Source organism: Streptomyces sp. NPDC025273 (assembly GCF_040638585.1).
GTDB lineage: Bacteria > Actinomycetota > Actinomycetes > Streptomycetales > Streptomycetaceae > Streptomyces > Streptomyces cinereorectus.
In genome coordinates this window covers 201,793-226,082 of the sequence record NZ_JBEZYP010000005.1, presented here as the reverse complement: position 1 = coordinate 226,082, position 24,290 = coordinate 201,793, and the positions used below count along the sequence as shown (strand labels likewise).

Genomic DNA, 24,290 nt, shown 5'->3' with positions numbered 1-24,290 from the left:
CAGCTAATGTGAGCGGTCCGGTGCAGCCGACCCGCCGAGGTCGCGCACTGCCGTATGACACGCCGCGCGCCTTGAAGGGGGAGGCGCCGTGTGGGCCCCGACGGAGGACGCAGGCAACCGTGGACGCGCAAGGCCGTGGGCGGGACGAGGGAATCGACCCCGCAGACCAGTGGGTACTCAACCCGGACACCGGTGATTACGAACTGCGACTGACTCCCTCCGCAGGGCGATCAGCCGCACCGTCCTCCCCGGGAGGCACTTCGGCCCCGCCGTCGCCGCGTCGCCGCTCGAAGCCCGCGACGCCGCCCCCGGGCGGGCGGCCCTCCGTCCCGGGGCAGCGCACCGGGCGCAGGGGTGCCGACGCGCGCGGCGGCGAGGACGACCCGCAGCCGGAGCGGAAGCCGGGCGGCCGGGCCGCGAACCGGTCCGCCGCAGGCCGCGTCGCCGCGGCGTCCACGGGGCGCCGCAGGACGAGGCCGAAGAAGTCCGGCAAGAAGAAGGCCCTGGTGTGGACCGGCGGCGTACTGGCCTTCCTGCTGGTGGGTGTCGGGACCACGGGCTATTTCGTGTACGAGCACTTCAACGGCAACATCACGTCCGTCTCCAGCGACGGGGCCGGGACCGGCGGCTTCAGCAAGGACCGGGCCATCAACATCCTGGTGATCGGGACGGACAAGCGGACCGGTGCGGGCAACGAGGGCTACGGGGACAAGGAGAGCGCCGGCCACGCCGACACCACGATCCTCTTCCACGTCTCCAAGGACCGTACGAACGCCACCGCGCTGAGCATTCCGCGTGACCTGGTGGCGGCCATCCCGGACTGCCCGACGACGCAGAGCGACGGCTCGACGAAGGACATCCCCGGGACCGACGGCGCTCGCTTCAACACGAGCCTCGGGCAGGCCGAGCGGACCCCCAGCTGCACCATGCGCACCGTCACGGAGCTGACCGGCATGGAGGTCGACCACTTCATGGTGGCCGACTTCAACGCGGTCAAGACCCTGACCACGGCCGTCGACGGCGTGGAGATCTGCCTCGACAAGGACATCAACGACGAGAAGTCCCACCTGAACCTCACGAAGGGCGAGCACACCCTCCAGGGCGAGCAGGCGCTGGCCTTCCTGCGCACCCGGTACTCCGTCGGCTTCGGCAGCGACCTGAGCCGTATCGAGCTCCAGCAGCAGTTCCTGGGATCGCTCATGCGCAAGCTGAAGTCCAACGACACCCTGACCAGCCCCACCAAGATGTGGAGTCTCGCCGAGGCGGCCACCAAGGCACTCACCGTCGACGACAAGATCGCCGACATAAACGAGCTGCGCAAACTGGGCATGGAACTGGCCTCGGTCGACCCGAAGAACATCACGTTCACCACGGTGCCGGTGCTGGACAACCCGAACGACAAGGCCACCGTCATACTCGACAAGTCCAAGGCCCCGCAGGTGTTCTCGATGATGCGCGAGGACGTCTCCTTCACCGCGGTGGAGAAGCAGGAGAAGGCCGCGGCGAAGGCCGAGGCGGCGGCCAAGCTGAAGGGCGAGATGGCCGACCCGGCGGACGTGCGGGTCGATGTCTACAACGGCGGTGCCCCGGGCGGGTCCGCGCAGAACGCCCTGGACTGGCTGCAGAACGAGGAGGGCGTGCTGAAGTCCACCAACAAGGCCAACGCCCCCGAGAACGTCAAGAAGACCCAGCTCGTCTACGCCCCCAACCAGGCGGACCAGGCCCGCCGGCTGGCCGCACTGATGGGCCTGTCGGCCTCGGTGATGAAGCCGACGACGACGGACGCGGGCGAGATGGACCCGATGATGCTGACCCTGGGCCCCGACTTCAAGGAGGCGGGCACTCCGCTCGCGGCCCCGGACAAGGCCCCGGCCGACATCCAGCAGGTCCAGGCCGACAAGGCGGTCTGCGCGAAGTAGCGCGTCCGCGCGGGCCCCGGCCCCGCCGGCCCGGACCGGTCTTTCACTTCCGGTCGACGATCTCCCGTGCGAGCGCCACGAGTTGCGGCAGCGCGGGGTGGCCGGGCCCGTCCCGCCGGGCCAGCAGGACGGGCAGCGGCGGGGCGTCGTCGAGGGGCCGGTAGGCGACCCCGGCGTGCGGGTGCATGTCGGCGGTGGACGCGGCGGAGACCCCGGCCCCGCGCCCCGCGGCGATGGCGGTGAGCCAGTCGTCGGTGTTGGCGACGGTGAGCGTGGAGACGGGCCGCGCCTGCCGGGGCCACAGGTCGAGCGTGGTGGTGCCGGAGACGGTGTTCAGGACGACGGCGTCCCCGGCCAGGTCCGCCAGCGACAGCGACCGGTGGGCGGCGAGCGGCCCGTCGGCGGCGACGGCCGCCACCCGGTTCTCGGTGAACAGCACCTCGGTGACCAGCCCCGGGGCGTCCACCGGCCCGCGCAGGAGCGCCGCGTCGACCTCGCCCCGCGTCAGCCCCGCCGTACGGTCGTCGATCCGCCGCAGTTCGAGCGGGGTCAGCGGGTGGCGCCGCTGCCAGGTCCGCAGGAGCGGCGTGGTGTACGGGCCGAACGCCGACCAGGCGTGCCCGAGCCGCAGCGGTCGGTGGCGCAGCCGCTCCGGCCCCACGGCCTCGTCGAAGGCGCCGACCGCGGCGGCTGCCTTGTCCCGGAAGGCGACACCCTCGGGGGTGAGGGCGAGGTGGTGCGTGGACCGGTCGACGAGCCGCACGCCCAGGTGTTTCTCCAGAGCCGCGAGCGTCCGGGAGACGACGGGCTGGGTGAGCCGGAGCCGGGTGGCGGCCCGGGTGACGCTGCCCTCGTCCGCGATCGCGAGGAAGGCCCGGAGGTGGCGCACTTCGATACCGCGTCCGCCACCCTTGCCGCCACCCTGTCCTGCGCTCATGCGTGGGGAGCATAACGGGAGCGCAATCGGCATTTCACGCGAGGCGCGCGTGTCTCTACGGTGAGTGGGGGAGGGGCGCGACGGTGGTGCCGTATTGTGGACCTCGCAGTTCAATCCAGTGAACTTCCCGAAAGGTGTCAGGTGAACGACCCGCGCAGTGCCGCAGAGCCGGCCGCAGCCGTCGCCGTACCGGAGGCGGTGTCCGCGCTCGACGGGCCCGGCGATGGCGGCCCGAGCCCGTCAGGTGCCCGCCGGGCGGCCCTCGGGCCGGTCGCGCTGGTGGTCGCGGGCGGGCTGTCCGTGCAGTTCGGAGCGGCGATCGCGGTTCTGCTGATGCCGAGGGCGGGCGCGCTCGGCGTGGTCACCCTGCGCCTCGCCGCCGCCGCGCTCGTCCTGCTGGTCGTCTGCCGCCCGAAGCTGCGCGGCCACTCGCGCGCGGACTGGGGCACCGTGGTGGCCTTCGGCGTCGTGATGGGTGCCATGAACACGCTCTTCTACCAGGCAGCCGAACGCATCCCGCTGGGTGCCGCCGTCACCCTGGAGGTGCTCGGCCCGCTGGTCCTCTCCGTGGTCGCCTCCCGTCGCCTGGTCAACCTCGTCTGGGCGGGCCTGGCCCTCGGCGGCGTCGTCCTGCTGAGCGGCGGCGGATTCGACCGGCTGGACCCGGTCGGAGCGGCGTACGCACTGGGGGCCGGCGCCATGTGGGCGGCGTACATCGTCTTCAGCGCGCGCACCGGCCGCCGCTTCCCGCAGGCCGACGGTCTGGCCCTGGCGATGGTGGTGGCGGCGGTCCTCTCGCTGCCCCTCGGCATCATGGAAGCCGGCTCGAAACTCCTGGTCCCGTCCACGCTGGCGCTGGGCGCGGCGGTGGCCGTGCTGAGCTCGGTCCTCCCGTACACCCTGGAGCTCATGGCCCTGCGCCGGCTGCCCGCCCCCACCTTCGCGATCCTGATGAGCCTGGAACCCGCCATCGCCGCCGCGGCCGGCTTCCTCCTCCTCGACCAGGCGCTGTCCACGACCGACGCCCTGGCCATCGCGCTGGTCATCGGAGCGAGCATGGGCGCGGTGCGCGCCGCGTCGCGGAGAGGGACGATGGAAGGGACCTGAGGAAGGAGGCCCGCCCATGGGATCCACGAAGGGAACCGATGAGTACGACGGGCTCTACTCGCACACCCCCTCGCAGGCCGAGGGCGACCGCGACGAGCCCTCCATGCGCGGCACGGCCTCCGAGGCCCACCCGGACGTCCCGCGGACCGAACCCTCGCAGGCCGAGGGCGACCGTACCGAGTAGGCGTGGCTCAGGCGTCGAAGGGCAGGATGCGGAACGCGGCGAATCCGGGCGTCAGGGGTGTGATGGCCCGGAAGTCGCGCTGATCGAGGGTGAAGATGCGATCGGTCCTGTACCGGTCCGCGAGGACGCCGCCCACCGCATCCGCGAGATCCAGCCTCAGCCCCTCGTACTCGTGGCGCACCTGATGCGCCGCACCGAGGTCTGCGGGCTCAAGCTCGGCCAGCCTGTACTGGCCGTCGGCCATGCGGGAGTTCAGCGCCTCCATCACCTGCATCGCGGCCGGGAAGCCGAGGTCCCGGTGCACCAAGTGATCCAGTTCGGTGACGACGAGCGGTGTGCCCGGTGGGTGGGTGACCGGCGAGGAGCGTACGGCCCTGCTGGTCCTCATCGGCGGCCGGTTCCGCGTGGAGCTCCCCGGGCGAAGCGTCCTGCTGGGCCGGCAGGGTGACTACGTTGTGGGGCCGGGGCGTCGACCACTCCTGGTCGCGGGGGAGGAGTCCGTGGTGCTGGCCGTCCGTCCCCGGCTGCGGGGTGACCGGCGGCGCCTGACCGGGGGATCGCCTCTCCGGGAATGTCCGGTGCCCAAGGCATTGCGAGCGGTTCGCTTTTTTCGTCACAGGCGATGCCTGGCACTCGTGCCGGCCGCCGGACCGGACGACGATGGACGGATGAGCAACGAACCCATCTCCCTCGCCAAGGCCCTCGCCTCCTTCGACGCCCTGTGGAGCCCCCGCATCGTCACGCGCGTCAACGACTACGACGTCCGCATCGCCAAGGTCGAGGGCACGCACCTCTGGCACGTCCACGAGGACACCGACGAGTTCTTCCTGGTCCTCGACGGGGAGTTGCGCATCGCCCTGCGGGAGCCCGCCGGGGAGCGCACGGTCCACCTCCCGAAGGGCGCCGTCTTCACCGTCCCCCGGGGTGTGGAGCACAAGCCGTCCGCTCCGTCCGGCGCCGCCATCCTGATGTTCGAGCCCGCCGGGACACCGACCGTAGGCGATCGGCACGACGACATCCCGGACCACGTGGACGCGACGACCGGGCACCCGCTCGCCACCTGACCGGGCACGCCGTCCCGCCCCCGAAAATGAATGATGCAAGCATGCTTGCTTGTTTTCTGGGGCGCTGGCATGCTCCGGGGCACACCGCCACGCCCCGAGGGAGCGCACCGTGTCCGATGCCGCAGCCGTGACCGTCGCCGTGCTCGACGACCTGCGTCAGGAGAGCGACGAACTCGACCTGCTGGTCGCCGGGTTGAGCGCCGGAGCATGGGCCGGGCCGACACCGGCCGAAGGATGGACCGTCGCCCATCAGATCGCCCACCTGAACTGGACCGACGAGGTCGCGCTGATCGCCGTCACCGAGCCCGCTTCCTTCGCCGCCGAGGCCGACAAGGCGATCGCCGCCCCGGAGACCTTCGTCGACGAGGAAGCCGAGGAGAGGGTCGCCCTCCTGCCGCCCGAAGCTCTGCTCACGCAGTGGCGTCAGGACAGGGCGCGGCTCCACCGGGCACTGCGGGAGGCGCCTGCCGGGGCCAGATTCCCCTGGTACGGGCCGCCCATGAGCGTCGCCTCGATGGCGACCGCGCGGCTCATGGAGACGTGGGCCCACGGGCAGGACGTCGCCGACGCCCTCGGGGTGACACGGAAGCCGACCGCGCGGCTGCGGCACGTGGCCAGGATCGGGGTACGGGCCCGGGACTACGCCTACTTCGTGCGCGGGGAGCAGCCGCCGGGCGAGCCGTTCCGGGTGGAGCTGACGGGACCGGACGGCGAGGTGACCGGGTACGGCCCCGAGGACGCCGCCCAGCGTGTCACCGGGCCCCTGCTCGACTTCTGCCTGCTCGTCACCCAGCGTGCCCACCGGGACGACCTCGCCCTGGAGGCCGTGGGGGCCGACGCGGGTCACTGGCTGGACATCGCGCAGGCCTTCGCCGGACCCACCGGCCCCGGTCGCCCCCCGCGGGGGGAGCGATGACAGGGCCGCTGCGGATCGGCAACGCCTCCGGGTTCTACGGCGACCGGTTCGACGCCGTGCGGGAGATGCTCACCGACGGCCCCCTCGACGTCCTGACCGGGGACTACCTCGCCGAACTCACCATGCTGATCCTGGGCCGCGGCCGGCTCAAGGACCCCACCCGCGGCTACGCCACCACCTTCCTGCGGCAGTTGGAGGAGAACCTCGGCCTCGCCCACGAGCGGGGCGTGAAGATCGTCACCAACGCCGGAGGGCTCAATCCGGCCGGGCTCGCCGACGCCGTACGGGCACTGGCCGACAGGGCGGGCTTACCCGTGCGGGTCGCGCACGTCGAGGGCGACAGCCTCCCCGCGCCCGACGGATTCCTCACGGCCAACGCCTATCTCGGCGGCGCGGGCATCGCGGCCTGTCTGCGCGCCGGGGCCGACGTCGTCGTCACCGGGCGCGTCACCGACGCCGCCCTCGTCACCGGACCCGCCGCGGCCCACTTCGGCTGGGCGCCCGAGGACCACGACGCCCTCGCCGGGGCCGTCGTCGCCGGGCACGTGCTGGAGTGCGGGACGCAGGCCACCGGCGGGAACTACGCGTTCTTCGGTGCGCACGACGTCCGCCGGCCCGGCTTCCCGCTCGCCGAGATCCACGAGGACGGGTCGAGCGTCATCACCAAGCACCACGGCACGGGAGGCGTCGTCGACGTCGGTACGGTCACCGCCCAACTGCTGTACGAGACCGCCGGGGCCCGGTACGCCGGACCGGATGTCACCGCCCGGCTCGACACCGTACGGCTGAAGCGGGACGGGCCGGATCGCGTACGGATCTCCGGGGTACGGGGCGAGGCCCCGCCGCCCACGCTCAAGGTCGGGCTCAACCGCCTCGGAGGCTGGCGCAACGAGGTCGTCTTCGTGCTGACCGGTCTCGACATCGAGGCCAAGGCGAGGCTCGTGAAGGAGCAGTTCGCCGACGCGCTCGCCCGGGGGGAGCGGCAGCCCGCCGAGGTGAGGTGGGAGCTCGCCCGTACCGACCGGCCCGACGCCCCGACCGAGGAGACCGCCAGTGCCCTGCTCCGCCTCGTCGTACGCGACCGGGACGCGGACACGGTGGGCCGTGCCGTGTCCGGGGCGGCCGTCGAGCTGGCCCTCGGCAGCTACCCGGGCTTCCACCTGACCGCCCCACCGGGAAAGGGCGCCCCGTACGGGGTGTTCGAGGCCCGGTACGTACCGGTGGGAGAGGTCGGGCACGTGGCCGTCCTGCCGGACGGGGAGCGGCTGGCCGTCCCCGCCGAGGGGCCCCGCAGAAAGCTCGCGCCCCTCGCGGAACCGGGCCTCCCCGAGCCCCTCCCCGCCGGCCCCGTCCGCACCGTCCCCCTCGGCCGCGTCGCCGGGGCCCGCAGCGGCGACAAGGGCGGCGACGCCAACGTCGGTGTGTGGGTGCGGAGCGACGACGCATGGCGGTGGCTGGCCCACGAGCTGACCGTGGCGCGCTTGCGGGAACTGCTCCCGGAGACCGCCGGGCTCACCGTCGTACGCCATGTCCTGCCCGGCCTGCGGGCGCTCAACTTCGTCGTCCACGGCCTCCTCGGCGAGGGCGTCGCCGCACAGGCCCGCTTCGATCCGCAGGCCAAGGCGGTGGGGGAGTGGCTGCGCTCCCGGCACCTCCCCGTCCCGACAGCGCTCCTGGAAGAACCGGAGGTGACCGCATGACCGTCCTGCCCACCGCACTCGACACCGCCGGACCCGAGTACGCCGCCCACCGCGAGGCCATGCTCGCGAAGCTCGCCGAGCTCGACACCGAGCACGCCAGGGCCCTGGCGGGCGGCGGCGAGAAGTACGTGAAGCGGCACCGCGGGCGCGGCAAGCTGCTGGCCCGCGAGCGCGTCGAGCTGCTGATCGACCCGGACACCCCGTTCCTGGAACTGTCCCCGCTCGCCGCCTGGGGCAGCGACTACGCGGTCGGCGCCTCGCTCGTCACCGGGATCGGGGTCGTGGAGGGGGTCGAGTGCCTGATCACCGCCAACGACCCGACCGTACGCGGCGGCGCCTCCAACCCGTGGACGCTGAGGAAGGCCCTGCGGGCGAACGAGATCGCCTTCGCCAACCGGCTGCCCTGTGTCAGCCTCGTCGAGTCGGGCGGCGCCGATCTGCCCTCGCAGAAGGAGATCTTCATCCCGGGGGGCGCGCTGTTCCGCGACCTCACCCGGCTGTCGGCGGCCGGGATCCCCACCGTCGCCGTCGTCTTCGGGAACTCCACCGCCGGCGGCGCGTACGTCCCCGGCATGTCCGACCACACAGTGATGATCAAGGAGCGGTCCAAGGTCTTCCTCGGCGGCCCGCCCCTGGTCAAGATGGCCACCGGTGAGGAGAGCGACGACGAATCGCTCGGCGGCGCCGAGATGCACGCCCGCACCTCCGGACTCGCCGACCACTTCGCGCTCGACGAGCACGACGCGCTGCGCCAGGCCCGCCGCGTCGTCGCCCGGCTCAACTGGCGCAAGGCGCACGCCGATCCGGCGCCCGCCGAACCGCCGAAGTACGACGAGGACGAGCTGATCGGGATCGTGCCGGGGGACCTCAAGATCCCCTTCGACCCGCGCGAGGTCATCGCCCGGCTCGTCGACGGATCGGACTTCGACGCCTTCAAGCCGCTGTACGGGACCAGCCTCGTCACCGGCTGGGCACGGCTGCACGGCTACCCGGTCGGCATCCTCGCCAACGCCCAGGGCGTGCTCTTCAGCGAGGAGTCGCAGAAGGCCGCGCAGTTCGTCCAGCTCGCCAACCAGCGCGACATCCCGCTCCTCTTCCTGCACAACACCACCGGCTACATGGTCGGCAAGCAGTACGAGCAGGGCGGCATCGTCAAACACGGCGCGATGATGATCAACGCGGTGTCGAACTCCAGGGTCCCGCACCTCTCGGTCCTCATGGGCGCCTCCTACGGCGCCGGTCACTACGGCATGTGCGGCCGTGCCTACGACCCCCGCTTCCTCTTCGCCTGGCCCAGCAGCAAGTCCGCCGTCATGGGCCCCCAGCAGCTCGCGGGCGTGCTGTCCATCGTCGCCCGCGCCTCATCCGCCGCCAGGGGCCTGCCCTACGACGACGAGGCCGACGCCGCACTGCGCGCCATGGTGGAGCAGCAGATCGAGTCCGAGTCCCTGCCCATGTTCCTGTCCGGGCGGCTGTACGACGACGGGGTCATCGACCCGCGCGACACCAGGACCGTCCTCGGGATGTGCCTGTCCGCGATCCACACGGCACCGGTCGAGGGCGCCCGCGGCGGCTTCGGCGTCTTCCGGATGTGAGGCGGCCCCTGCGGCCGAACCGCCGCCGCTCCTGCGGAGGGGCTCGCCGCACGGGTTCCTCGGTCGACGGTCCCGTTGTTCCAGTGGAAAGGGTCTTCTCTTGCCAGCCATGATTCGTTCGCTCCTGGTCGCCAACCGGGGCGAGATCGCCTGCCGGATCTTCCGCACCTGCCGCGAGCTGGGCATCGCCACCGTCGCCGTGTACTCGGACGCGGACGCCGGAGCCCTGCACGTCCGGGAGGCGGACACCGCCGTACGGCTGCCCGGGGCGTCCCCCGCCGACACCTACCTGCGCGGCGACCTCGTCGTGGCCGCGGCCCGCACGGCAGGCGCCGACGCCGTGCACCCCGGCTACGGCTTCCTCTCCGAGAACGCCGGTTTCGCCCAGCGGGTGCAGGACGCCGGGCTCGTCTGGGTGGGGCCGCCGGTCAAGGCCATCGAACTGATGGCGTCCAAGACCCGGGCCAAGGAACTCATGGCCGCCGCCGGGGTACCGCTCCTCGCACCCGTCGACCCCGCGGGCGCGACCGCCGGTGATCTGCCGCTGCTGCTCAAGGCCGCGGCGGGCGGCGGCGGACGCGGGATGCGGATCGTACGCGCGCTCGGCGATCTGCCCGGGGAGCTGACGGCCGCCTCCGCCGAGGCCGCCTCCGCCTTCGGGGACGGCGAGGTCTTCGCCGAGCCCTACGTGGAACGCGGCCGGCACGTCGAGGTCCAGGTCATGGCCGACGCACAGGGCACGGTGTGGGCACTCGGCACCCGCGACTGCTCCCTCCAGCGGCGCCACCAGAAGGTCATCGAGGAGGCCCCGGCACCGGGGCTCGACGACGCACTGCGCGGGCGGCTGCACGACGCCGCCGTGGCCGCCGCCCAGGCGGTGGGCTACCGGGGCGCGGGGACCGTCGAGTTCCTCGTATCGGCCGGGGGACGCCCGTACTTCCTGGAGATGAACACCCGCCTCCAGGTCGAACACCCCGTCACGGAAGCGGTGTTCGGGCTCGACCTCGTCGCCCTGCAACTGCGCGTCGCGGAGGGCGGACCGCTGCCCGCCGCACCTCCGGCACCCCACGGACACGCCGTCGAAGCCCGGCTCTACGCCGAGGACCCCGCCGCGGACTGGCAGCCGCAGACCGGGACCCTGCACACCCTGGACGTCCCGGACGGTCCCGGCCTGCGGCTCGACACCGGCTACACCGGCGGCGACACCATCGGGGTGCACTACGACCCGATGCTCGCCAAGGTCGTCGCCCACGCCGCCACCCGCCCCGAAGCCGTACGCCTCCTCGCCCGCACCCTCGAACGAGCCCGTATCCACGGGCCGGTCACCAACCGCGACCTGCTCGTACGGTCCCTGCGCCACCCCGACTTCGCCGGAGCCCGCCCGGACACCGGCTTCTACGACCGGCACCTCGCGACACTCACCCGGCCCGAGGACGAGGACGGCCGCCGCCTCGCCGCCACCGCCGCCGCCCTCGCCCGTGCCGCCACCCGGCCCGCCACCGGAACCGCCCGCTTCGGCGCCTGGCGGAACCTCGCCTCGGGCCCCCGGACAGCGAGCTACCGCAGCGAACCGGACGGCACCGTGTACGAGATCGCCTACCGGGCCGGACGCGAGGGCCTCCGGCCGGAGACCGGCGAACGTGTCGTCGCCGCCGCACCCGGCCACGTCACCCTCGAAGCCGACGGCATCACCCGGCACTTCACCGTCGCCGTCCACGACGGGCGGGCCTACGTGGACGGCGCCGCGGGCGCGTACACCTTCACCGTCCTGCCCCGCTTCACCGACCCCGCCGAACGCACCGAACCGGGCTCCCTGCTCGCCCCCATGCCCGGCACCGTCGTCCGCCTCGCGGAGGGCCTCGCACCGGGCTCGGACGTCGAGGCCGGGCAGCCGCTGATCTGGCTGGAGGCGATGAAGATGGAGCACCGCATCCTCGCCCCCGCCTCCGGCACCCTCACCGCGCTCCACGCCGCCCCCGGCCTCCAGGTCGAGGTCGGTGCCCTGCTCGCCGTCGTACAGGACGCCCCCGCGCACCAGGAGGAAACGACCCCATGAGCACCGTCCTCGAAACCGAAGAGCACAAGGCGCTGCGCGCCGCGGTCGCCGCGCTCGGCACGCGGTACGGCCGCGCGTACTCCACCGCCCTCGCCCGCGAGGGCGAACACCCCCGCGAACTGTGGGCCGAGGCGGGCAAGCTCGGCTACCTCGGCGTCAACCTCCCCGAGGAGTACGGCGGCGGGGGCGGCGGCATGGCCGAACTCTCCATCGTCCTGGAGGAGCTCGGCGCCGCCGGATCACCCCTGCTGATGATGGTCGTCTCTCCCGCCATCTGCGGGACCGTCATCGCCCGCTTCGGCACCGAGGCCCAGAAGCGGACGTGGCTCCCCGGCCTGTCCGACGGCACGCGGTCCATGTCCTTCGGCATCACCGAACCCGATGCCGGATCCAACGCGCACCGCATCACGACCACGGCCCGCCGCGCGAGCGGGGGAGACTGGATCCTCACCGGCCGCAAGGTCTTCATCTCAGGCGTCGACATCTCCGACGCGACCCTCGTCGTCGGCCGTACCGAGGACGCGAGGTCGGGAAAGCTCAAGCCGTGCCTCTTCATCGTCCCGCGTGACGCCCCGGGCTTCGAACGCACCGCGATCGACATGGAGCTGTACGCGGCCGAGAAGCAGTTCGAGCTGGTCCTCGACGACGTACGGCTGCCCGCCGACGCGCTCGTCGGCGAGGAGGACGCCGGCCTGCTCCAGCTCTTCGCCGGCCTGAACCCGGAGCGCATCATGGGCGCCGCCTTCGCCATCGGCATGGGCCGGTACGCCGTCGGGCGGGCGGTGGACTACGCGAAGACCCGCACCGTCTGGAAGGGCGCCCCCATCGGCTCCCACCAGGCCATCGCCCATCCGCTGGCCCAGGCGCACATCGAGCTGGAGCTCGCCCGGCTGATGATGCAGAAGGCCGCGCGGCTCTACGACGACGGCGACGACACGGGCGCCGGCGAGGCGGCCAACATGGCGAAGTACGCCGCCGCCGAAGCCTGCGTCAAGGCCGTCGACCAGGCGGTCCACACCCTCGGCGGCAACGGCCTCACCCGCGAGTACGGCCTCGCCTCCCTGGTCACGGCGGCACGCGTGTCCCGCATCGCGCCCGTCAGCCGGGAGATGATCCTGAACTACGTCTCCCACCAGTCGCTGGGGCTCCCGAAGTCGTACTGACGACGCACGGTCCGGGGTCTCCCCCTTCCGTACCGACAAGGGCGATTCCGACACCGCAGACCCGCACGGCGGCCCCGCTCCCGACGGGGCGCCGTGCCCGCCGCACCGCGACGACAGGGGACCACCATGGTGTTCCACAGTGAGTACGCAGACGTTCCGGCCCTCGACACACCCATCCACGAGGCGGTCCTCGGCGGGGCCGCGGCCTTCGGAGACACCGTCGCGCTGATCGACGGCACGAACGGCCTCTCCGTCACCTACGCCCAGCTCGACACCTTCCACCGCCGCATCGCCGCCCACCTCGCCGGGGCAGGACTGCGCAAGGGCGACGTCCTCGCCCTGCACAGCCCCAACACCATCGCCTACCCTGCGGTCTTCTACGGGGCCACGCGCGCCGGAGCCTCCGTCACCACCGTGCACCCGCTCGCCACGGCCGAGGAGTTCGCCAAACAGCTCAAGGACTGTGCCGCCCGCTGGATCGTCACCGTGTCCCCGTTCCTCGACGTCGCCCGCCGGGCGGCGGCACTCGCGGGCGGCATCCAGGAGATCTTCGTCTGCGACCGGGCCGAGGGCCACACCTCCGTCCTCGACATGCTGGGCTCCACCGCCCCGGAGCCCGGCATCGCGTTCGACCCCGCCGAGGACGTCGCCGCGCTCCCGTACTCCTCAGGGACCACCGGCACCCCCAAGGGCGTCATGCTCACCCACCGCTCCATCGCCACCAACCTGGAGCAGCTGCGCCCCTTCATCCCCATGGGGCCCGGCCACAGCATCCTCGCCGTCCTCCCCTTCTTCCACATCTACGGGCTGACCGCCCTGATGAACGTCCCGCTGCGCTGCGGGGCCACCGTCGTCGTGCTGCCCCGCTTCGAGCTCGACCAGTTCCTCGGCGCCATCCAGGAGCACCGCATCAGTGGCCTGTACGTGGCCCCGCCGATCGTCCTGGCCCTCGCCAAGCACCCGGCCGTCGGCGCCTACGACCTGTCCTCGCTCGAGTACGTCGTCAGCGCCGCCGCCCCCCTGGACGCGGCACTCGCCGAAGCCTGCTCCGCCCGCCTCGGCGTGCCGCCCGTACGCCAGGCGTACGGCATGACGGAGCTCTCGCCCGGCACCCACGTCGTGCCCCTCGACGCCGAGAACCCGCCGCCCGGAGCCGTCGGAAAGCTGCTGCCCGGCACCGAGATGCGGATCGTGTCCATCGAGGACCCCGGGACGGACCTCGGCATCGACACCGACGGCGAGATCCTCATCCGCGGCCCCCAGGTGATGAAGGGCTACCTCGGCCGCCCCGACGCCACCGCCGCCATGATCGACGGCGACGGCTGGGTGCACACCGGGGACGTCGGCCGCGTCGACGCGGACGGCTGGCTCTTCGTCGTCGACCGGGTCAAGGAACTCATCAAGTACAAGGGCTACCAGGTCGCCCCCGCCGAACTCGAAGCGCTCCTCCTCACCCACGCATCGGTCGCCGACGCCGCCGTCATCGGCGTCCGGGACGCCGACGGCAACGAGGTCCCCAAGGCCTACCTCGTGCGCCGGCCGTCCGCGCCGGACCTCACCGCCGACGACGTCATGGCGTACGTCGCCGAGCGCGTCGCCCCGTACAAGAAGGTCAGACAGGCCGAATTCATCGAGGCCGTACCCCGCGCGGCCTCGGGCAAGATCCTGCGCCGGGAACTGCGCGACCGGGAGAGGAAGCAATGACCCTCGCCGAACCCACCCACGACCGGGGCGTCACCACCCTCACGCTCGACTCCCCGGCCAACCGCAACGCCCTGAGCGCACGGCTCGTGTCCGGGCTGGCCGACGCCCTGGACGCCTGCGCGGCGGACGAGACCGTACGGGCGGTGGTCCTCACCCACACCGGCAACACGTTCTGCGCGGGCGCCGACCTCACCGCACCGGCCGACCCGCACGCCTTCGTCGCCCTCATGCGACGCGTCATCACCCTGCCCAAACCGGTCGTCGCCCGGGTCACCGGGCACGTCCGGGCAGGCGGCCTCGGACTCCTCGCGGCCTGCGACATCTCGGTCGCGGGCCCCGGCTCCTCCTTCGCCCTCACCGAGTCGCGCCTCGGCCTCGCCCCCGCCGTCATCTCCCTGCCGCTGCTGCCGCGCCTGGACCCCCGTGCGGCATCCCGCTACTACCTCACCGGCGAGCGCTTCGACGCGGCGGAAGCCGCCCGGACCGGCCTCGTGAGTCTCGCCGCCGAAGACGTGGACAAGGCGCTCGAACCGGTACTGGACGGACTGCGCAGAGCCTCCCCCCAGGGGCTGGCGGCATCGAAGGAGCTGGTCACGGCTAGTGTGCTGGTGACGTTCGATCAGTACGCCGAAGACCTCATCGCCCGCTCCGCGGCACTCTTCGCCTCCGACGAGGCACGGGAGGGGATGACGGCCTTCCTGGAACGACGGGATCCCGCATGGCTGCTGTGACCCCCACGACCCCCAAGTCCCCCAAACAGGACCGCAGCCGCGCCACCCGCCAACGGCTGCTGGACGCGGCGGTGGCCTGCCTCGCCGAACACGGCTGGGCGGGCTCCACCGTCTCCGTCGTCGCCGAACGCGCCGGGGTCTCGCGCGGCGCCGCGCAGCACCACTTCCCGACCCGCGAGGACCTGTTCACCGGCGCCGTCGAGTACGTCGCCGAGAAGCGCTCAGCCGCCCTGCTGGCCCTGCCCGTCCAGGACCGGGCGGCGGTCCTCGCGGCTCTCGTCGACCTCTACACGGGACCGCTCTTCCGCGCCGCGCTGCAGCTCTGGGTCGCCGCCTCCAACGAGGAACCGCTCCGCCCCCGCGTCACCGAACTCGAAGCCCGCGTCGGCCGCGAGACCCACCGCATCGCCGTCGAGCTCCTCGGCGCCGACGAGACCCGCCCCGGAGTCCGCGAGACGGTCCAGGGCCTCCTCGACATGGCCCGCGGCCTCGGCCTCGCCAACGTCCTCACCGACGACACCGCCCGCCGCCGCAGGGTCGTCGCCCAGTGGGCGGCCCTGCTGGACGACGCCCTGGGCTGACCCGAGCCGGGTGGGGCGCGCCGGGAGGGCGAGGCCCTGCCGGGGCCGGTCCGCCGTACGCCGTCAGGTTCCGGTCGTCGGACGTGGCGGGGACCGCCCGTCCGGCATGGCAAGATCATCTCCACGAGTGCCGTGCCGGCCGTGCCTGACGTGGTCCTGGCGGAACACCGTCATCCCAGCTCATGAGGCATGCAGCCGTTCCCCGAAGAGCTGTCCGCGGGCGTCGGGCCGGTGGTCCCGGGCGAGGACGGCGAGAGGTGCCGCGTCCACGCCGGCCGTGACCCGGTTCCCCGGACACGGCAGACCGGCGGGTCCGCCTCGGGGCCGCAGGGTGCCGCACACCCCTGGGGCACCCTGGCGGAGGGACACGACACGTCCATCCCGTGCGCCGACGGTCTCGTATGCCGGGGTGAAGGCCCTGGCCGCCCTTTCCGAGCGTGGCGGACCGAAGGAGCTTGATGCACGTCCTGGTGCCGGAAGACCCCGTCTTCATGACCAGATTCCTGGCGATGGAGGAACCGCTTCTCCATTCGCTGTACTACTTCTACCTGCGCGACCTTCCCCCTGGACAGGCAGAGATCATCCGCTCCGCCTACGAAAGCTGGGGAGACATCCAGAGCCGGATGCCTCCCCGTCTCCACTGGCAGCAGAGGGCGGCCGGCAGGACCCGTCAGTGGCAGGATCCGGAGGGGTACACGCTCCGCGGCCGGGGTGGTGCGCCACTGACCTGCCTGCATGCCGTCCGGATGAGCGCGGAGAGCATCAAGGGGCTGAGGGCCTGTCACGGTCTGCTGGTGGAGGCGGAGTCCGAGGAGGGGCCACTGGCCCGCGCGCTCGGCGAGATCGCGGAACACGGCCAGAACGTGGTGGACAACTTCCGCCGCGTACTGGACATCCTGCAGATCCAGGCCCCTGCCCGCCTCCTGGGATCGCTGCGGCAGGCGGCACCCGCCGGCCCGGCGACGGCCATCTCCCTCGACGGGACGCAGGAGGCGGAGTACGAGACCTTCTGCGAACGGATGGTGCGCACTCTGAGCGCGGGTGACGGATTCACGTACGTGATGCACCGGGCGCTCTATTTCTGACCGGTCCGCACCGGCCGCCGGTGGGGTGCGACGGCCGGTGCGGGCTCCCTGTGCCGTGTCAGTTCCGCCTCCCGCTCACGTGCTGAGCATGGGATAGGTGCTCAGGAGTGACTCGGGCACCGCGAAGGCGTCGGTGAGCGTGAGCGCGTGCGGTTCGAGAGCGGCGACGACGGCCTCGACGGTGTCGGGGAGCTCCTGGACCTGGGCGGCCGTCAGGCGGCCCTCGGCCAGGAGGTCTCCGCTGTGCGCGTCGACCTGGCGCAGCGCGAAGAGGGCGTGCAGGCCGCCGAGGAGATCGCGGGCGGAGGGGGAGCCGGCCTGGCTCAGGGCGGTCAGCAGCGCCTCACCGGCCAGCCGGTGGACGTGGCTGTCGACCAGGTGCAGAGCCGGTGTGACGGCGGCGTTCCACCGGGCCATGGGCGAGGCCGCCCGCTCCCGGAGCCGCTTGCGCGCGCGTGCGTGCCATATGCGTTCGAGGTCGGCCATGAGGTCCTGCAGGTGCTCGGGATCTGTCAGCGCGCGATGCTCCGGCGCGATCTCGCTGGGCGGCTTCGGGGCGAAGCCGCCCAGGAGCATCTCGCCCGCGGCCTTCACCCAGATGACCTTGTTGTCCCCTTCGGCCGTGATCGTCCCTTCGTTGGCCGCGAGCTGTCCCGCTATGCCGTTGGCCAGCAGCAGCCCCTGGGCACCGCACCGCTCACGGCACTCGGTCATGACCGCACGGGCCTGCCAGGTGATCCAGCCCTTGCTGATGGCCGTCAGACGCTCGAGGTCCTCACGGTCGGCGTCATCGGCCCAGGTCCACTGCTGCACGACGGACCGGTGCAGCAGCGTGGCGGCATAGGTGGTCGCCACCGCGTCGAGCAGGGGGGCGTGGTGACTGCGGTGGGCTATCAGCGGCACCTTCTGGCCGCTGGTCATCCCGGACGTGACCCGGGTGTGGGCGTGGCGCATGGCGACGGTCAGCGCATGGCGCGTCACGCCCAGGCTGTAGGCGCTCATGCACAGCTTGCCCATCGTGACGCGTCCGATGGAGCGCAGGAACCGTTTGCGGGGACTGCCCAGGGAGCTGTCGAACTCGCCTTCCGGGGTGAGGCGCCCGTGGTCGCCCTGCAGGAGGGCGTCGAGGGGGAGGCGGACGTCACTGAAGACCGTGGTGCAGTGGTCGACGGGGCTGCTGGCCGCCTGGGGCAGCGGACGCACGTCCACTCCCGGCAGCGGACGTCCTTCCTCGTCGCTCAGCGGAGTGAGGAACAGGAAGACACCGTTGTCAGCGCCGTCGATGATCAGGCGTGCCGCGACGACGGCACTCTTCGCTCCCCCGGTGGGGCCGGTGTTGGGCATGTACTTGGCTGCCCCGGGCGTCGGCGTGTTCAGGACGAAGCCGCCCGACGAACGGTCGAGCGTGGCCGTGGTCTCCATCTGCGCGGCGTCGTTGCCGTGGTCGAGCTCGGTGCACAGGAAGGTGCCGATGCGATCCGCCCGGACGTACTCGGACAGATCGCGCCCTGCCCGGTCGTGATCCAGCAGGCTGCCGAGGAACAGGTTGTAGTGGATGCTGGCGACGGTCGCCATGCCCGGGTCGACGATGCCCGCCCACTCGTGGAGCGCGGTGAGCTCGACGGGGTCGGTCACCAGGTCCTGCGGACCGTCCACGGCCGCGTTGACCAGCCTGAGGCGGTCGTAGGACAGCGCTATGCGCTCCTGATGGGTCAGGCCCTCCTTGAACGCGAACGGGGCGGAGCCGAAGAGTTGCCTCCATCGTCCGTGAACCGACTCGAGTCGGTGCGCGAAGAGGAGGTCCGTGAGCTCGGCGAGCGGGGTCTCGGTGCGGTCGATCTGAAGGGGGATCACATCCAAAAGCTAGCCGTAGTGATCATTTGCCGCAGCGTGACGAAGCGCACGATTGGCGAGTTTGCTGCAACGGCGGACAGGCGTCGGGGGCGGCTTCCGCTGGACTTCGTGGGGACCCCGGCGCTGCGGATACTGAGCAAATGGCTGGTTCCGGCACGGGACATGAGCGGCCGTCAGCCGCTGTCGGGCGGGGCGGATTCCGTTCCCCGCGTGTCAGTGCCGCATCAGGTCGCCGCGTTCACCCGGGGACGCCGGGGGCGATCCGGCGGCAGGGGCTCAGCGGGCCCTGAGCAGCTCGCGGACGTGACCCGCACGGGCGCGGACGTCCGACGCGGCGAGACCTGCGAGGGGTGCGGCGACAGGCTCCGTCGGGTCGGGGCGGTGGCAGGCGCGGCACAGGCCGTCGGGGAGGGCCTCAGGGCGCCCGGGCGCGCCGCACCTGGTGCATTCCGGCAGGGTGCGGTGGACGGGCTCCCCGGGCACGGACGGCGCAGGTGCCGGGGGCACATGTGGCGGAATCTTGTCGTGGAGACGTCGGCGGAGGAGCCCGACGGGTGAGTCGACCTGCGCGGGGAGCCGGGCGGTGAGGGCCCGGGTCAGGTAGTCGGTGTCGACGCCCCGGTCCAGCCACTCGGCGGCCCGTGCCTCCAGGACCGCGCAGTCGGCGGCGGACAGGACCAGGCGCGGCTCGGTCCGGCCGAGCCGTGCCAGAGCCAGGTAGGCGGGCGAGGGGGCATCGGGAGCAGGGCCCGGCTCCGCCATCCGCTGCCGCGGTACGGCCGGAGTCGCGGGCGAGGCCTCAGGCTCCTCCTCGGCGGGCACCCAGGGCGGTGGCGCGACGGCGGACGGCGCGGGCTCGCGGCCCTCGTCGGCGAGGTAGGAGCCCCACCACTCGTTGTCGCGGGCGGTACGGGACCAGAACGTCCGGAAGACCCAGCGGACCTGGTCGCCCTCGCCGACCAGGCACCGTACGCGCCGCAGATGCCCGGCGACGGACAGGGCCTTCAGGGCCGAGCCGACCGCCTGCTGGCCGTAGAGCGGCAGCTGCTTGGCGAGGCTCTTCACGTCCATGGACGCGCCGTCCGGGAGGTGGTCGACGAACCCGGCGATGTACCGCTCGCGGGCCGGCAGGAGCGCGAAGTCCTCGGCGTGTGGAGCAGGTTGGTCCGGCATGGACCGCTTGCCGTAACCGGGCTTGGCCATCGGGTACGGGCGGGAGAGTGCGGGGGTGCGGGGGGCGGCGCTAGTGTGCTGGGTAGCCACGGGATCGCTTTCTTCGATCGTGGGGTGAGACCCCGGCCGGTGCGTCAACACCGCGTCGGGGTCGTTCGTTCGGTCGCACGGTAAGCAGTCGTGACGCTTCGCCGCAACTCGACCACGATTAGTCATATTTGCTGGCCGTGACGGGTCAGGGAGGTGGGGGAGGGTTTCCCCAACCCCTTCTTTTCCTTACCGGTTACAGGAAGGCGCTCGCATCCCGGAGCCCGCGTCCCGACTCCCGGAGCCCGAAGCTCAAGCTTCGGGCGCGGACGTCTCCACATACACCCTGAGGAGTGAACCGGGCGTCCCCGGGGCTCGGGTCCCGCGACGCGAGATCCGAGCGTCGGACGGCCCTGTGCGTCGGAGCCGGAGGCACGGACGGGCGGCGAAGGCCGTGCAGGAGCTGGGCGTGGCGGGTGCCTGAGCAAGGCGGGGCGGGTACGGCCGTGGATGACCGGCTTCGAGACCTGGCGAAGGCATCACCGAAAGATACGTATAGCCGAGCCGTTGTTCAGCGGCGAGGACGACGTGCTGAGCCCGCGCCGTGTCCGGCCCCGCGATCCGGGATTCTCGGCTGAGCGGGTCCTGTCCGGCTGTCAGACGTCGAGTGAGCCGTTCCTGACGGCGGTGACGAAGGCCGACCAGCTTGCCGCGGACGCCACCACGGTCGGTCCGTCGGTGACCTTGCTGTCCCGGACGGGGACGGCGTCGTAGCCGCGGGCCACTTCGAGGCATTCGCCCTGGTCACCACCGCTGTAACTGGACTTGTGCCACCCGGAGAGGGTGGAGGAATCGGCGACCGTACGCTCAGTGCTGGGCATGTTCGTGTTCCTCCGCTGCGGCCCTGACCAGAGCCAGTGAATCCTTGTGCGACAACGCGTCGCCTAGCGAAAGAGCGTAGGCCGTCTGACTGGCGCTCACCAGTGCGGGATCGTCCATCAAGTGCCCTGTGCGGAAGCCTTCTACGTAGGCCACGGGGGCCGAATCCGCGAAGCTCAGCAGGGTGACCAGACTTTGCAGGAGCGCGTGTGCCCCGGTCTCGTACGGCACCACGTGCAGTCGAATCCGGCCTGCGTCGGCCAAGTCAGCCACAGCGTTCAGCTGTTCAGCCATGACATGGGCGCCGCCGATCCGACGGCGGAGCGTGGCTTCGTCCAGCATCGTCCAGACGACAGGGCGCAGCGCGCTGTCGAGAATGCGGGCGCGTTCGGTTCGGATGACGACGTCTCTGTCAAGCTCCTCGCGCTGGTGGTTGGGCCGGTAGGCGCGGAAGAGCGCCCGCGCGTAGCTGTCCGTCTGCAGGAGGCCCGGCACGAGTGTGAGGCCGAACTGCCGGATCTCGGTCGCCTGCCGTTCCAGCTCGGCCACCGCCGCGAAGTGGTCGACGAACTTGGTGTCCAGATCCTCCAGCCACCGGGCGAAGAAACCGTCGGTCGCCAGCGCGCGGTCGATCCGCTGGGCGTCGTCCGGGCTCGGTAGCCGGCGGCCGGCCTCGAAGTGGCTGATGAGTGTCGGCGAGCACACGATCTGCTCGCTCAGTGCCTCCTGGGTCAGGCCGGCCGCCAGGCGCCTGAGCCGTAGCTCCTCGCCGTACTTCGCTCGTGCCGTGCGCGGCCTGTGATGCGACGCCATATGACCAACTCCCGGGGATGACAGGCGCGCTGTCAAGCGCAGACCCCTGGCAGCGTAGCGAGCGGTGATCCCATGCTGTGAAGAGCCGGGCACGGAGCGTGGTTGTTCGCTCCTTCGTGTGGCGTGCCCGCGAAAGCGCCCCCGCGGCCGGTGGAAGCGGCCCGGGGACATGGTCGACCCGAGGAAAGCAGGCAGACATGGCAGACGGTATCGCCCGGTTCTTCGCGATGCTGGTGAGAACGCTCGTGCCCGGCGCGGGGTGGCGCCGGGGTGCGTACGTCTACCGGTACACCTGTGCATACGTGGGCGGTGTGACGGCCCGCTGCACCGGGGAGTCTCCGCCGCGCGGTGAGGACAGCCCGTTGGTGCGCCCGTACTACCTGGCGTACGAGAGGGAGCGGGCGGCGCGCGAACTCGCGGAGCTGAGGCGGCGACGGGTGCTTGTCGTCGCCACGCACGGATGGGGTGTCGCGGCGTGAGGACGAGCTCCGGTGAGGCGCGGCTGCTTCCGTGGACGACGACGAGTGGTGAGCCCTGCTATCTCCTCGGGGACGGGTCGGGCAAGGTGTCGCGGATGGCTGACCGGGTCGAGTGCGCACAGCTGTCCATGGCCGGGGAACTCCTGGGTCACGCGGCGGACATGCTGGCCGACCGGCGGTCGACCGGCGCCCAGGTGCACTACCTCGCCTGCCGCCTGGCCGAATCGCTGGGTGACGTGCGGCGCGTGGCCGAGAGCCGGGGGCGACGGCTGGATGACTGCCTGGGCGTCGATGACCCGGCCGGGAGATGACGGTACGTCAATAGCACTCCCGGACCCGCGTGCTCCCGTCCGTCGGCCTGCGGCGACCGGAACCCATGAGACGGAACGGTCCGGGGCCGAGGCCCGGAGGGCGGGACATGAGGGGCTGGGGCCGGAGCGTTTTGCGTTCGCCTGCCGCACCCGTAATCTGTAGCAGGTGAACACGGGTATTGATCCTTACGAGATTCGGGCCGAGACGCCCTCGGTGAAGACGTATCTCCGGCTGCGGTCCGAGTCCGGGCTGAGCTCCAAGACGCCGGAGGCCGCCCGGATCGGACTGCCGAACACCTGGCATGCCGTGACGGTGCTCCACGAGGAGGAGCCGGTCGGAATGGGCCGCGTCATCGGTGACGGCGGGTGTGCTCTCCAGATCGTCGACATCTGCGTCCTGCCGGAGCATCAGGGCCGCGGGCTGGGCAGGCGGATCATGGGCGAGCTCGTGCAGGAGCTTGAGCACCGAGCCCCTGAAGGTGCGTACGTTTCTCTGATCGCGGACGGTGACGCCCGATTCCTCTACGAGAAGTTCGGCTTCAAGCCGACCGCGCCGGCCTCGGTGGGCATGCACCGCACGGTCTGATCAATGGCGTTCCCGGTCATCGGGCCCGGGTGTCCGTCCGCGCGTGAAGGCGAGGGCGAAGGTGCCGTGCCGGAGGGCACCGGGCGAGGGGGCGGAACGGATGAACGCGGCCGCGCTGTCCGCGACGGCCGGTCTCCGCGCCCCCGTCGCCCCGCTCCCGCTCAGTTCCCCAGGTCCGCGAGCTGCTCGTACCCCGCGATCTCCCGCGGGTCCCGCGCACCCGGGCCGACGTACGTCGCCGAGGGGCGCACCAGGCGGCCCGTCCGCTTCTGCTCCAGGATGTGGGCCGACCAGCCCGCCGTACGGGCACAGCTGAACATCGACGTGAACATGTGCGCCGGGACCTCGGCGAAGTCCAGCACGATCGCCGCCCAGAACTCGACGTTCGTCGCCAGCACCCGGTCCGGGCGGCGGGCGTGCAGCTCCTCCAGCGCGGCCTTCTCCAGCGCCTCGGCCACCTCGAAGCGCGGCGCGGCCAGCTCGCGTGCCGTACGCCGCAGGACGCGGGCCCGCGGGTCCTCGGCCCGGTACACCCGGTGCCCGAAGCCCATCAGCCGCTCGCCCTTGTCCAGGGCCTGCTTCACGTACGCCGTGGCGTCGCCGGTCCGCTCGATCTCCTCGATCATGCCGAGGACCCGGGACGGGGCGCCGCCGTGCAGCGGACCCGACATCGCGCCCACCGCACCGGACAGCGCCGCCGCCACGTCCGCGCCGGTCGACGCGATCACCCGGGCGGTGAACGTCGAGGCGTTCATGCCGTGCTCGGCCGCCGACGTCCAGTAGGCGTCGACGGCCTTGACGTGCTTGGGGTCCGGCTCACCGCGCCAGCGGATCATGAACCGCTCCACCACGGACTGCGCCTTGTCGATCTCGCTCTGCGGGACCATCGGCAGTCCCTGGCCGCGCGCCGACTGCGCGACGTACGAGAGGGCCATCACGGCCGCCCGCGCCAGGTCGTTGCGCGCGGTCTCCTCGTCGATGTCGAGCAGCGGCCTGAGGCCCCACACGGGCGCCAGCATGGCGAGCGCGGACTGCACGTCGACCCGGATGTCGCCGGAGTGCACGGGGATGGGGAACGGTTCGGCGGGCGGCAGCCCGGGGTTGAACGCCCCGTCCACCAGCAGCCCCCACACATGGCCGAACGACACGTGGCCGACGAGGTCCTCGATGTCGACGCCTCGGTAGCGGAGCGAGCCGCCTTCCTTGTCGGGCTCGGCGATCTCCGTCTCGAACGCGACGACTCCTTCAAGTCCGGGTACGAAGTCGGACATCGGGCGGCTCCCTCGGCTCGGCGGGTGTATGCAGGCCACACGGGCCTGCCCACGATATTGGCGGCTTCCCACGATGCGGGGAAGGGTGACGTCCCGCACAGCCTCCCGGCACCGGGGCGGGCGGCCGGGCCGGGCCCCTCCCCACCGGTGTACGG

Annotated in this window: 23 protein-coding genes and 1 pseudogene; 17 read left to right on the top strand and 7 right to left on the bottom strand. The window is 72.1% G+C overall.

Features of this window, described 5'->3' with window-relative positions; genetic code table 11:
- Window positions 1-119: 119 nt before the first annotated feature.
- Window positions 120-1,919: an LCP family protein gene (locus AB0F38_RS11775; RefSeq protein WP_361890391.1), complete on the top strand. Its 1,800-nt coding sequence runs from the start codon at window positions 120-122 to the stop codon at window positions 1,917-1,919.
- 43 nt (window positions 1,920-1,962) lie between these two features.
- On the opposite strand, the gene AB0F38_RS11770 is transcribed toward AB0F38_RS11775, so the two are convergent.
- Complete coding sequence (locus AB0F38_RS11770; RefSeq protein ID WP_361890388.1) at window positions 1,963-2,856, bottom strand: LysR family transcriptional regulator; 894 nt, start codon at window positions 2,854-2,856, stop codon at window positions 1,963-1,965.
- Window positions 2,857-2,997: 141 nt separating this feature from the next.
- On the opposite strand from AB0F38_RS11770, the gene AB0F38_RS11765 reads away from it, so the two are divergent.
- Window positions 2,998-3,963, top strand: coding sequence for an EamA family transporter (locus AB0F38_RS11765; RefSeq protein ID WP_361890385.1), 966 nt, complete (start codon window positions 2,998-3,000; stop codon window positions 3,961-3,963).
- Between the two features lie 16 nt (window positions 3,964-3,979).
- Window positions 3,980-4,147, top strand: coding sequence for a hypothetical protein (locus tag AB0F38_RS11760; protein WP_361890382.1), 168 nt, complete (start codon window positions 3,980-3,982; stop codon window positions 4,145-4,147).
- Between the two features lie 7 nt (window positions 4,148-4,154).
- Here the strand turns inward: AB0F38_RS11760 and AB0F38_RS11755 are convergent, their stop codons facing one another.
- Window positions 4,155-4,535, bottom strand: coding sequence for a VapC toxin family PIN domain ribonuclease (locus AB0F38_RS11755; RefSeq protein WP_361890379.1), 381 nt, complete (start codon window positions 4,533-4,535; stop codon window positions 4,155-4,157).
- Between AB0F38_RS11755 and AB0F38_RS11750 the strand changes: the two are divergent.
- From AB0F38_RS11750 to AB0F38_RS11700, 11 genes and pseudogenes are all read left to right on the top strand, one after another.
- Window positions 4,495-4,630, top strand: a pseudogene (locus tag AB0F38_RS11750) (signal peptidase I); the annotation flags it as partial. The gene AB0F38_RS11755 and the pseudogene AB0F38_RS11750 overlap by 41 nt on opposite strands.
- A 185-nt stretch (window positions 4,631-4,815) precedes the next feature.
- Window positions 4,816-5,211: a cupin domain-containing protein gene (locus tag AB0F38_RS11745; protein ID WP_361890376.1), complete on the top strand. Its 396-nt coding sequence runs from the start codon at window positions 4,816-4,818 to the stop codon at window positions 5,209-5,211.
- 109 nt (window positions 5,212-5,320) lie between these two features.
- Entirely contained in the window at window positions 5,321-6,127 is an 807-nt protein-coding gene (locus AB0F38_RS11740) for a TIGR03084 family metal-binding protein (RefSeq protein ID WP_361890373.1), read from the top strand.
- The gene (locus AB0F38_RS11735; RefSeq protein ID WP_361890370.1) at window positions 6,124-7,827 is read left to right on the top strand and encodes an acyclic terpene utilization AtuA family protein; all 1,704 of its coding nucleotides are present in this window, start codon (window positions 6,124-6,126) and stop codon (window positions 7,825-7,827) included. The genes AB0F38_RS11740 and AB0F38_RS11735 overlap by 4 nt, the downstream gene beginning before the upstream one ends.
- Entirely contained in the window at window positions 7,824-9,422 is a 1,599-nt protein-coding gene (locus tag AB0F38_RS11730; protein WP_361890367.1) for a carboxyl transferase domain-containing protein, read from the top strand. Before AB0F38_RS11735 ends, AB0F38_RS11730 begins: the two co-directional genes overlap by 4 nt.
- 109 nt (window positions 9,423-9,531) lie before the next feature.
- Complete coding sequence (locus AB0F38_RS11725; protein WP_361890364.1) at window positions 9,532-11,478, top strand: biotin carboxylase N-terminal domain-containing protein; 1,947 nt, start codon at window positions 9,532-9,534, stop codon at window positions 11,476-11,478.
- Entirely contained in the window at window positions 11,475-12,641 is a 1,167-nt protein-coding gene (locus AB0F38_RS11720; protein WP_361890361.1) for an acyl-CoA dehydrogenase family protein, read from the top strand. The genes AB0F38_RS11725 and AB0F38_RS11720 overlap by 4 nt, the downstream gene beginning before the upstream one ends.
- A 126-nt stretch (window positions 12,642-12,767) precedes the next feature.
- The gene (locus AB0F38_RS11715; RefSeq protein WP_361890358.1) at window positions 12,768-14,345 is read left to right on the top strand and encodes an AMP-binding protein; all 1,578 of its coding nucleotides are present in this window, start codon (window positions 12,768-12,770) and stop codon (window positions 14,343-14,345) included.
- Window positions 14,342-15,076 (top strand): enoyl-CoA hydratase family protein, encoded by a 735-nt coding sequence (locus AB0F38_RS11710; RefSeq protein ID WP_361890355.1) that lies wholly within the window; start codon window positions 14,342-14,344, stop codon window positions 15,074-15,076. Before AB0F38_RS11715 ends, AB0F38_RS11710 begins: the two co-directional genes overlap by 4 nt.
- On the top strand, window positions 15,064-15,657 hold the full coding sequence (locus AB0F38_RS11705; RefSeq protein ID WP_361890353.1) for a TetR/AcrR family transcriptional regulator: 594 nt from the start codon (window positions 15,064-15,066) through the stop codon (window positions 15,655-15,657). The genes AB0F38_RS11710 and AB0F38_RS11705 overlap by 13 nt, the downstream gene beginning before the upstream one ends.
- A gap of 491 nt (window positions 15,658-16,148) precedes the next feature.
- On the top strand, window positions 16,149-16,742 hold the full coding sequence (locus AB0F38_RS11700) for a hypothetical protein (RefSeq protein ID WP_361890351.1): 594 nt from the start codon (window positions 16,149-16,151) through the stop codon (window positions 16,740-16,742).
- A gap of 75 nt (window positions 16,743-16,817) precedes the next feature.
- Here the strand turns inward: AB0F38_RS11700 and AB0F38_RS11695 are convergent, their stop codons facing one another.
- The 4 genes from AB0F38_RS11695 to AB0F38_RS11680 form a co-directional block, all read right to left on the bottom strand.
- A complete protein-coding gene (locus AB0F38_RS11695; protein WP_361890348.1) occupies window positions 16,818-18,596 on the bottom strand; it encodes an acyl-CoA dehydrogenase in 1,779 nt (592 codons plus the stop codon).
- A gap of 276 nt (window positions 18,597-18,872) precedes the next feature.
- Window positions 18,873-19,859, bottom strand: coding sequence for a MarR family transcriptional regulator (locus tag AB0F38_RS11690; protein WP_361890345.1), 987 nt, complete (start codon window positions 19,857-19,859; stop codon window positions 18,873-18,875).
- A gap of 593 nt (window positions 19,860-20,452) precedes the next feature.
- A complete protein-coding gene (locus tag AB0F38_RS11685) occupies window positions 20,453-20,677 on the bottom strand; it encodes a DUF397 domain-containing protein (protein WP_361890342.1) in 225 nt (74 codons plus the stop codon).
- Window positions 20,664-21,488 carry a helix-turn-helix transcriptional regulator gene (locus AB0F38_RS11680; protein ID WP_361890339.1) on the bottom strand — a complete coding sequence of 275 codons (825 nt, stop codon included), beginning with the start codon at window positions 21,486-21,488 and terminating at the stop codon, window positions 20,664-20,666. The genes AB0F38_RS11685 and AB0F38_RS11680 overlap by 14 nt, the downstream gene beginning before the upstream one ends.
- Before the next feature lie 197 nt (window positions 21,489-21,685).
- Between AB0F38_RS11680 and AB0F38_RS11675 the strand changes: the two genes are divergently transcribed.
- The 3 genes from AB0F38_RS11675 (at window position 21,686) to AB0F38_RS11665 (ending at window position 22,864) form a co-directional block, all read left to right on the top strand.
- On the top strand, window positions 21,686-21,967 hold the full coding sequence (locus AB0F38_RS11675; protein ID WP_361890337.1) for a hypothetical protein: 282 nt from the start codon (window positions 21,686-21,688) through the stop codon (window positions 21,965-21,967).
- Window positions 21,964-22,278 (top strand): hypothetical protein, encoded by a 315-nt coding sequence (locus AB0F38_RS11670; RefSeq protein ID WP_361890334.1) that lies wholly within the window; start codon window positions 21,964-21,966, stop codon window positions 22,276-22,278. Before AB0F38_RS11675 ends, AB0F38_RS11670 begins: the two co-directional genes overlap by 4 nt.
- Before the next feature lie 166 nt (window positions 22,279-22,444).
- A complete protein-coding gene (locus tag AB0F38_RS11665; protein ID WP_361890332.1) occupies window positions 22,445-22,864 on the top strand; it encodes a GNAT family N-acetyltransferase in 420 nt (139 codons plus the stop codon).
- Between the two features lie 161 nt (window positions 22,865-23,025).
- Here AB0F38_RS11665 and AB0F38_RS11660 read toward each other — a convergent pair whose 3' ends face one another.
- Window positions 23,026-24,135: a citrate synthase 2 gene (locus AB0F38_RS11660; protein ID WP_361890329.1), complete on the bottom strand. Its 1,110-nt coding sequence runs from the start codon at window positions 24,133-24,135 to the stop codon at window positions 23,026-23,028.
- Window positions 24,136-24,290: the final 155 nt, after the last annotated feature.

Coding starts and splice junctions, on each gene's coding strand:
- AB0F38_RS11725 (WP_361890364.1), top strand. CDS start 9,532: ATGATTCGTTCGCTCCTGGTCGCCAACCGGGGCGAGATCGCCTGCCGG.
- AB0F38_RS11760 (WP_361890382.1), top strand. CDS start 3,980: ATGGGATCCACGAAGGGAACCGATGAGTACGACGGGCTCTACTCGCAC.
- AB0F38_RS11745 (WP_361890376.1), top strand. CDS start 4,816: ATGAGCAACGAACCCATCTCCCTCGCCAAGGCCCTCGCCTCCTTCGAC.
- AB0F38_RS11735 (WP_361890370.1), top strand. CDS start 6,124: ATGACAGGGCCGCTGCGGATCGGCAACGCCTCCGGGTTCTACGGCGAC.
- AB0F38_RS11700 (WP_361890351.1), top strand. CDS start 16,149: ATGACCAGATTCCTGGCGATGGAGGAACCGCTTCTCCATTCGCTGTAC.
- AB0F38_RS11710 (WP_361890355.1), top strand. CDS start 14,342: ATGACCCTCGCCGAACCCACCCACGACCGGGGCGTCACCACCCTCACG.
- AB0F38_RS11680 (WP_361890339.1), bottom strand. CDS start 21,488: ATGGCGTCGCATCACAGGCCGCGCACGGCACGAGCGAAGTACGGCGAG.
- AB0F38_RS11660 (WP_361890329.1), bottom strand. CDS start 24,135: ATGTCCGACTTCGTACCCGGACTTGAAGGAGTCGTCGCGTTCGAGACG.
- AB0F38_RS11730 (WP_361890367.1), top strand. CDS start 7,824: ATGACCGTCCTGCCCACCGCACTCGACACCGCCGGACCCGAGTACGCC.
- AB0F38_RS11705 (WP_361890353.1), top strand. CDS start 15,064: ATGGCTGCTGTGACCCCCACGACCCCCAAGTCCCCCAAACAGGACCGC.
- AB0F38_RS11720 (WP_361890361.1), top strand. CDS start 11,475: ATGAGCACCGTCCTCGAAACCGAAGAGCACAAGGCGCTGCGCGCCGCG.
- AB0F38_RS11685 (WP_361890342.1), bottom strand. CDS start 20,677: ATGCCCAGCACTGAGCGTACGGTCGCCGATTCCTCCACCCTCTCCGGG.
- AB0F38_RS11770 (WP_361890388.1), bottom strand. CDS start 2,856: ATGAGCGCAGGACAGGGTGGCGGCAAGGGTGGCGGACGCGGTATCGAA.
- AB0F38_RS11715 (WP_361890358.1), top strand. CDS start 12,768: ATGGTGTTCCACAGTGAGTACGCAGACGTTCCGGCCCTCGACACACCC.
- AB0F38_RS11755 (WP_361890379.1), bottom strand. CDS start 4,535: ATGAGGACCAGCAGGGCCGTACGCTCCTCGCCGGTCACCCACCCACCG.
- AB0F38_RS11675 (WP_361890337.1), top strand. CDS start 21,686: ATGGCAGACGGTATCGCCCGGTTCTTCGCGATGCTGGTGAGAACGCTC.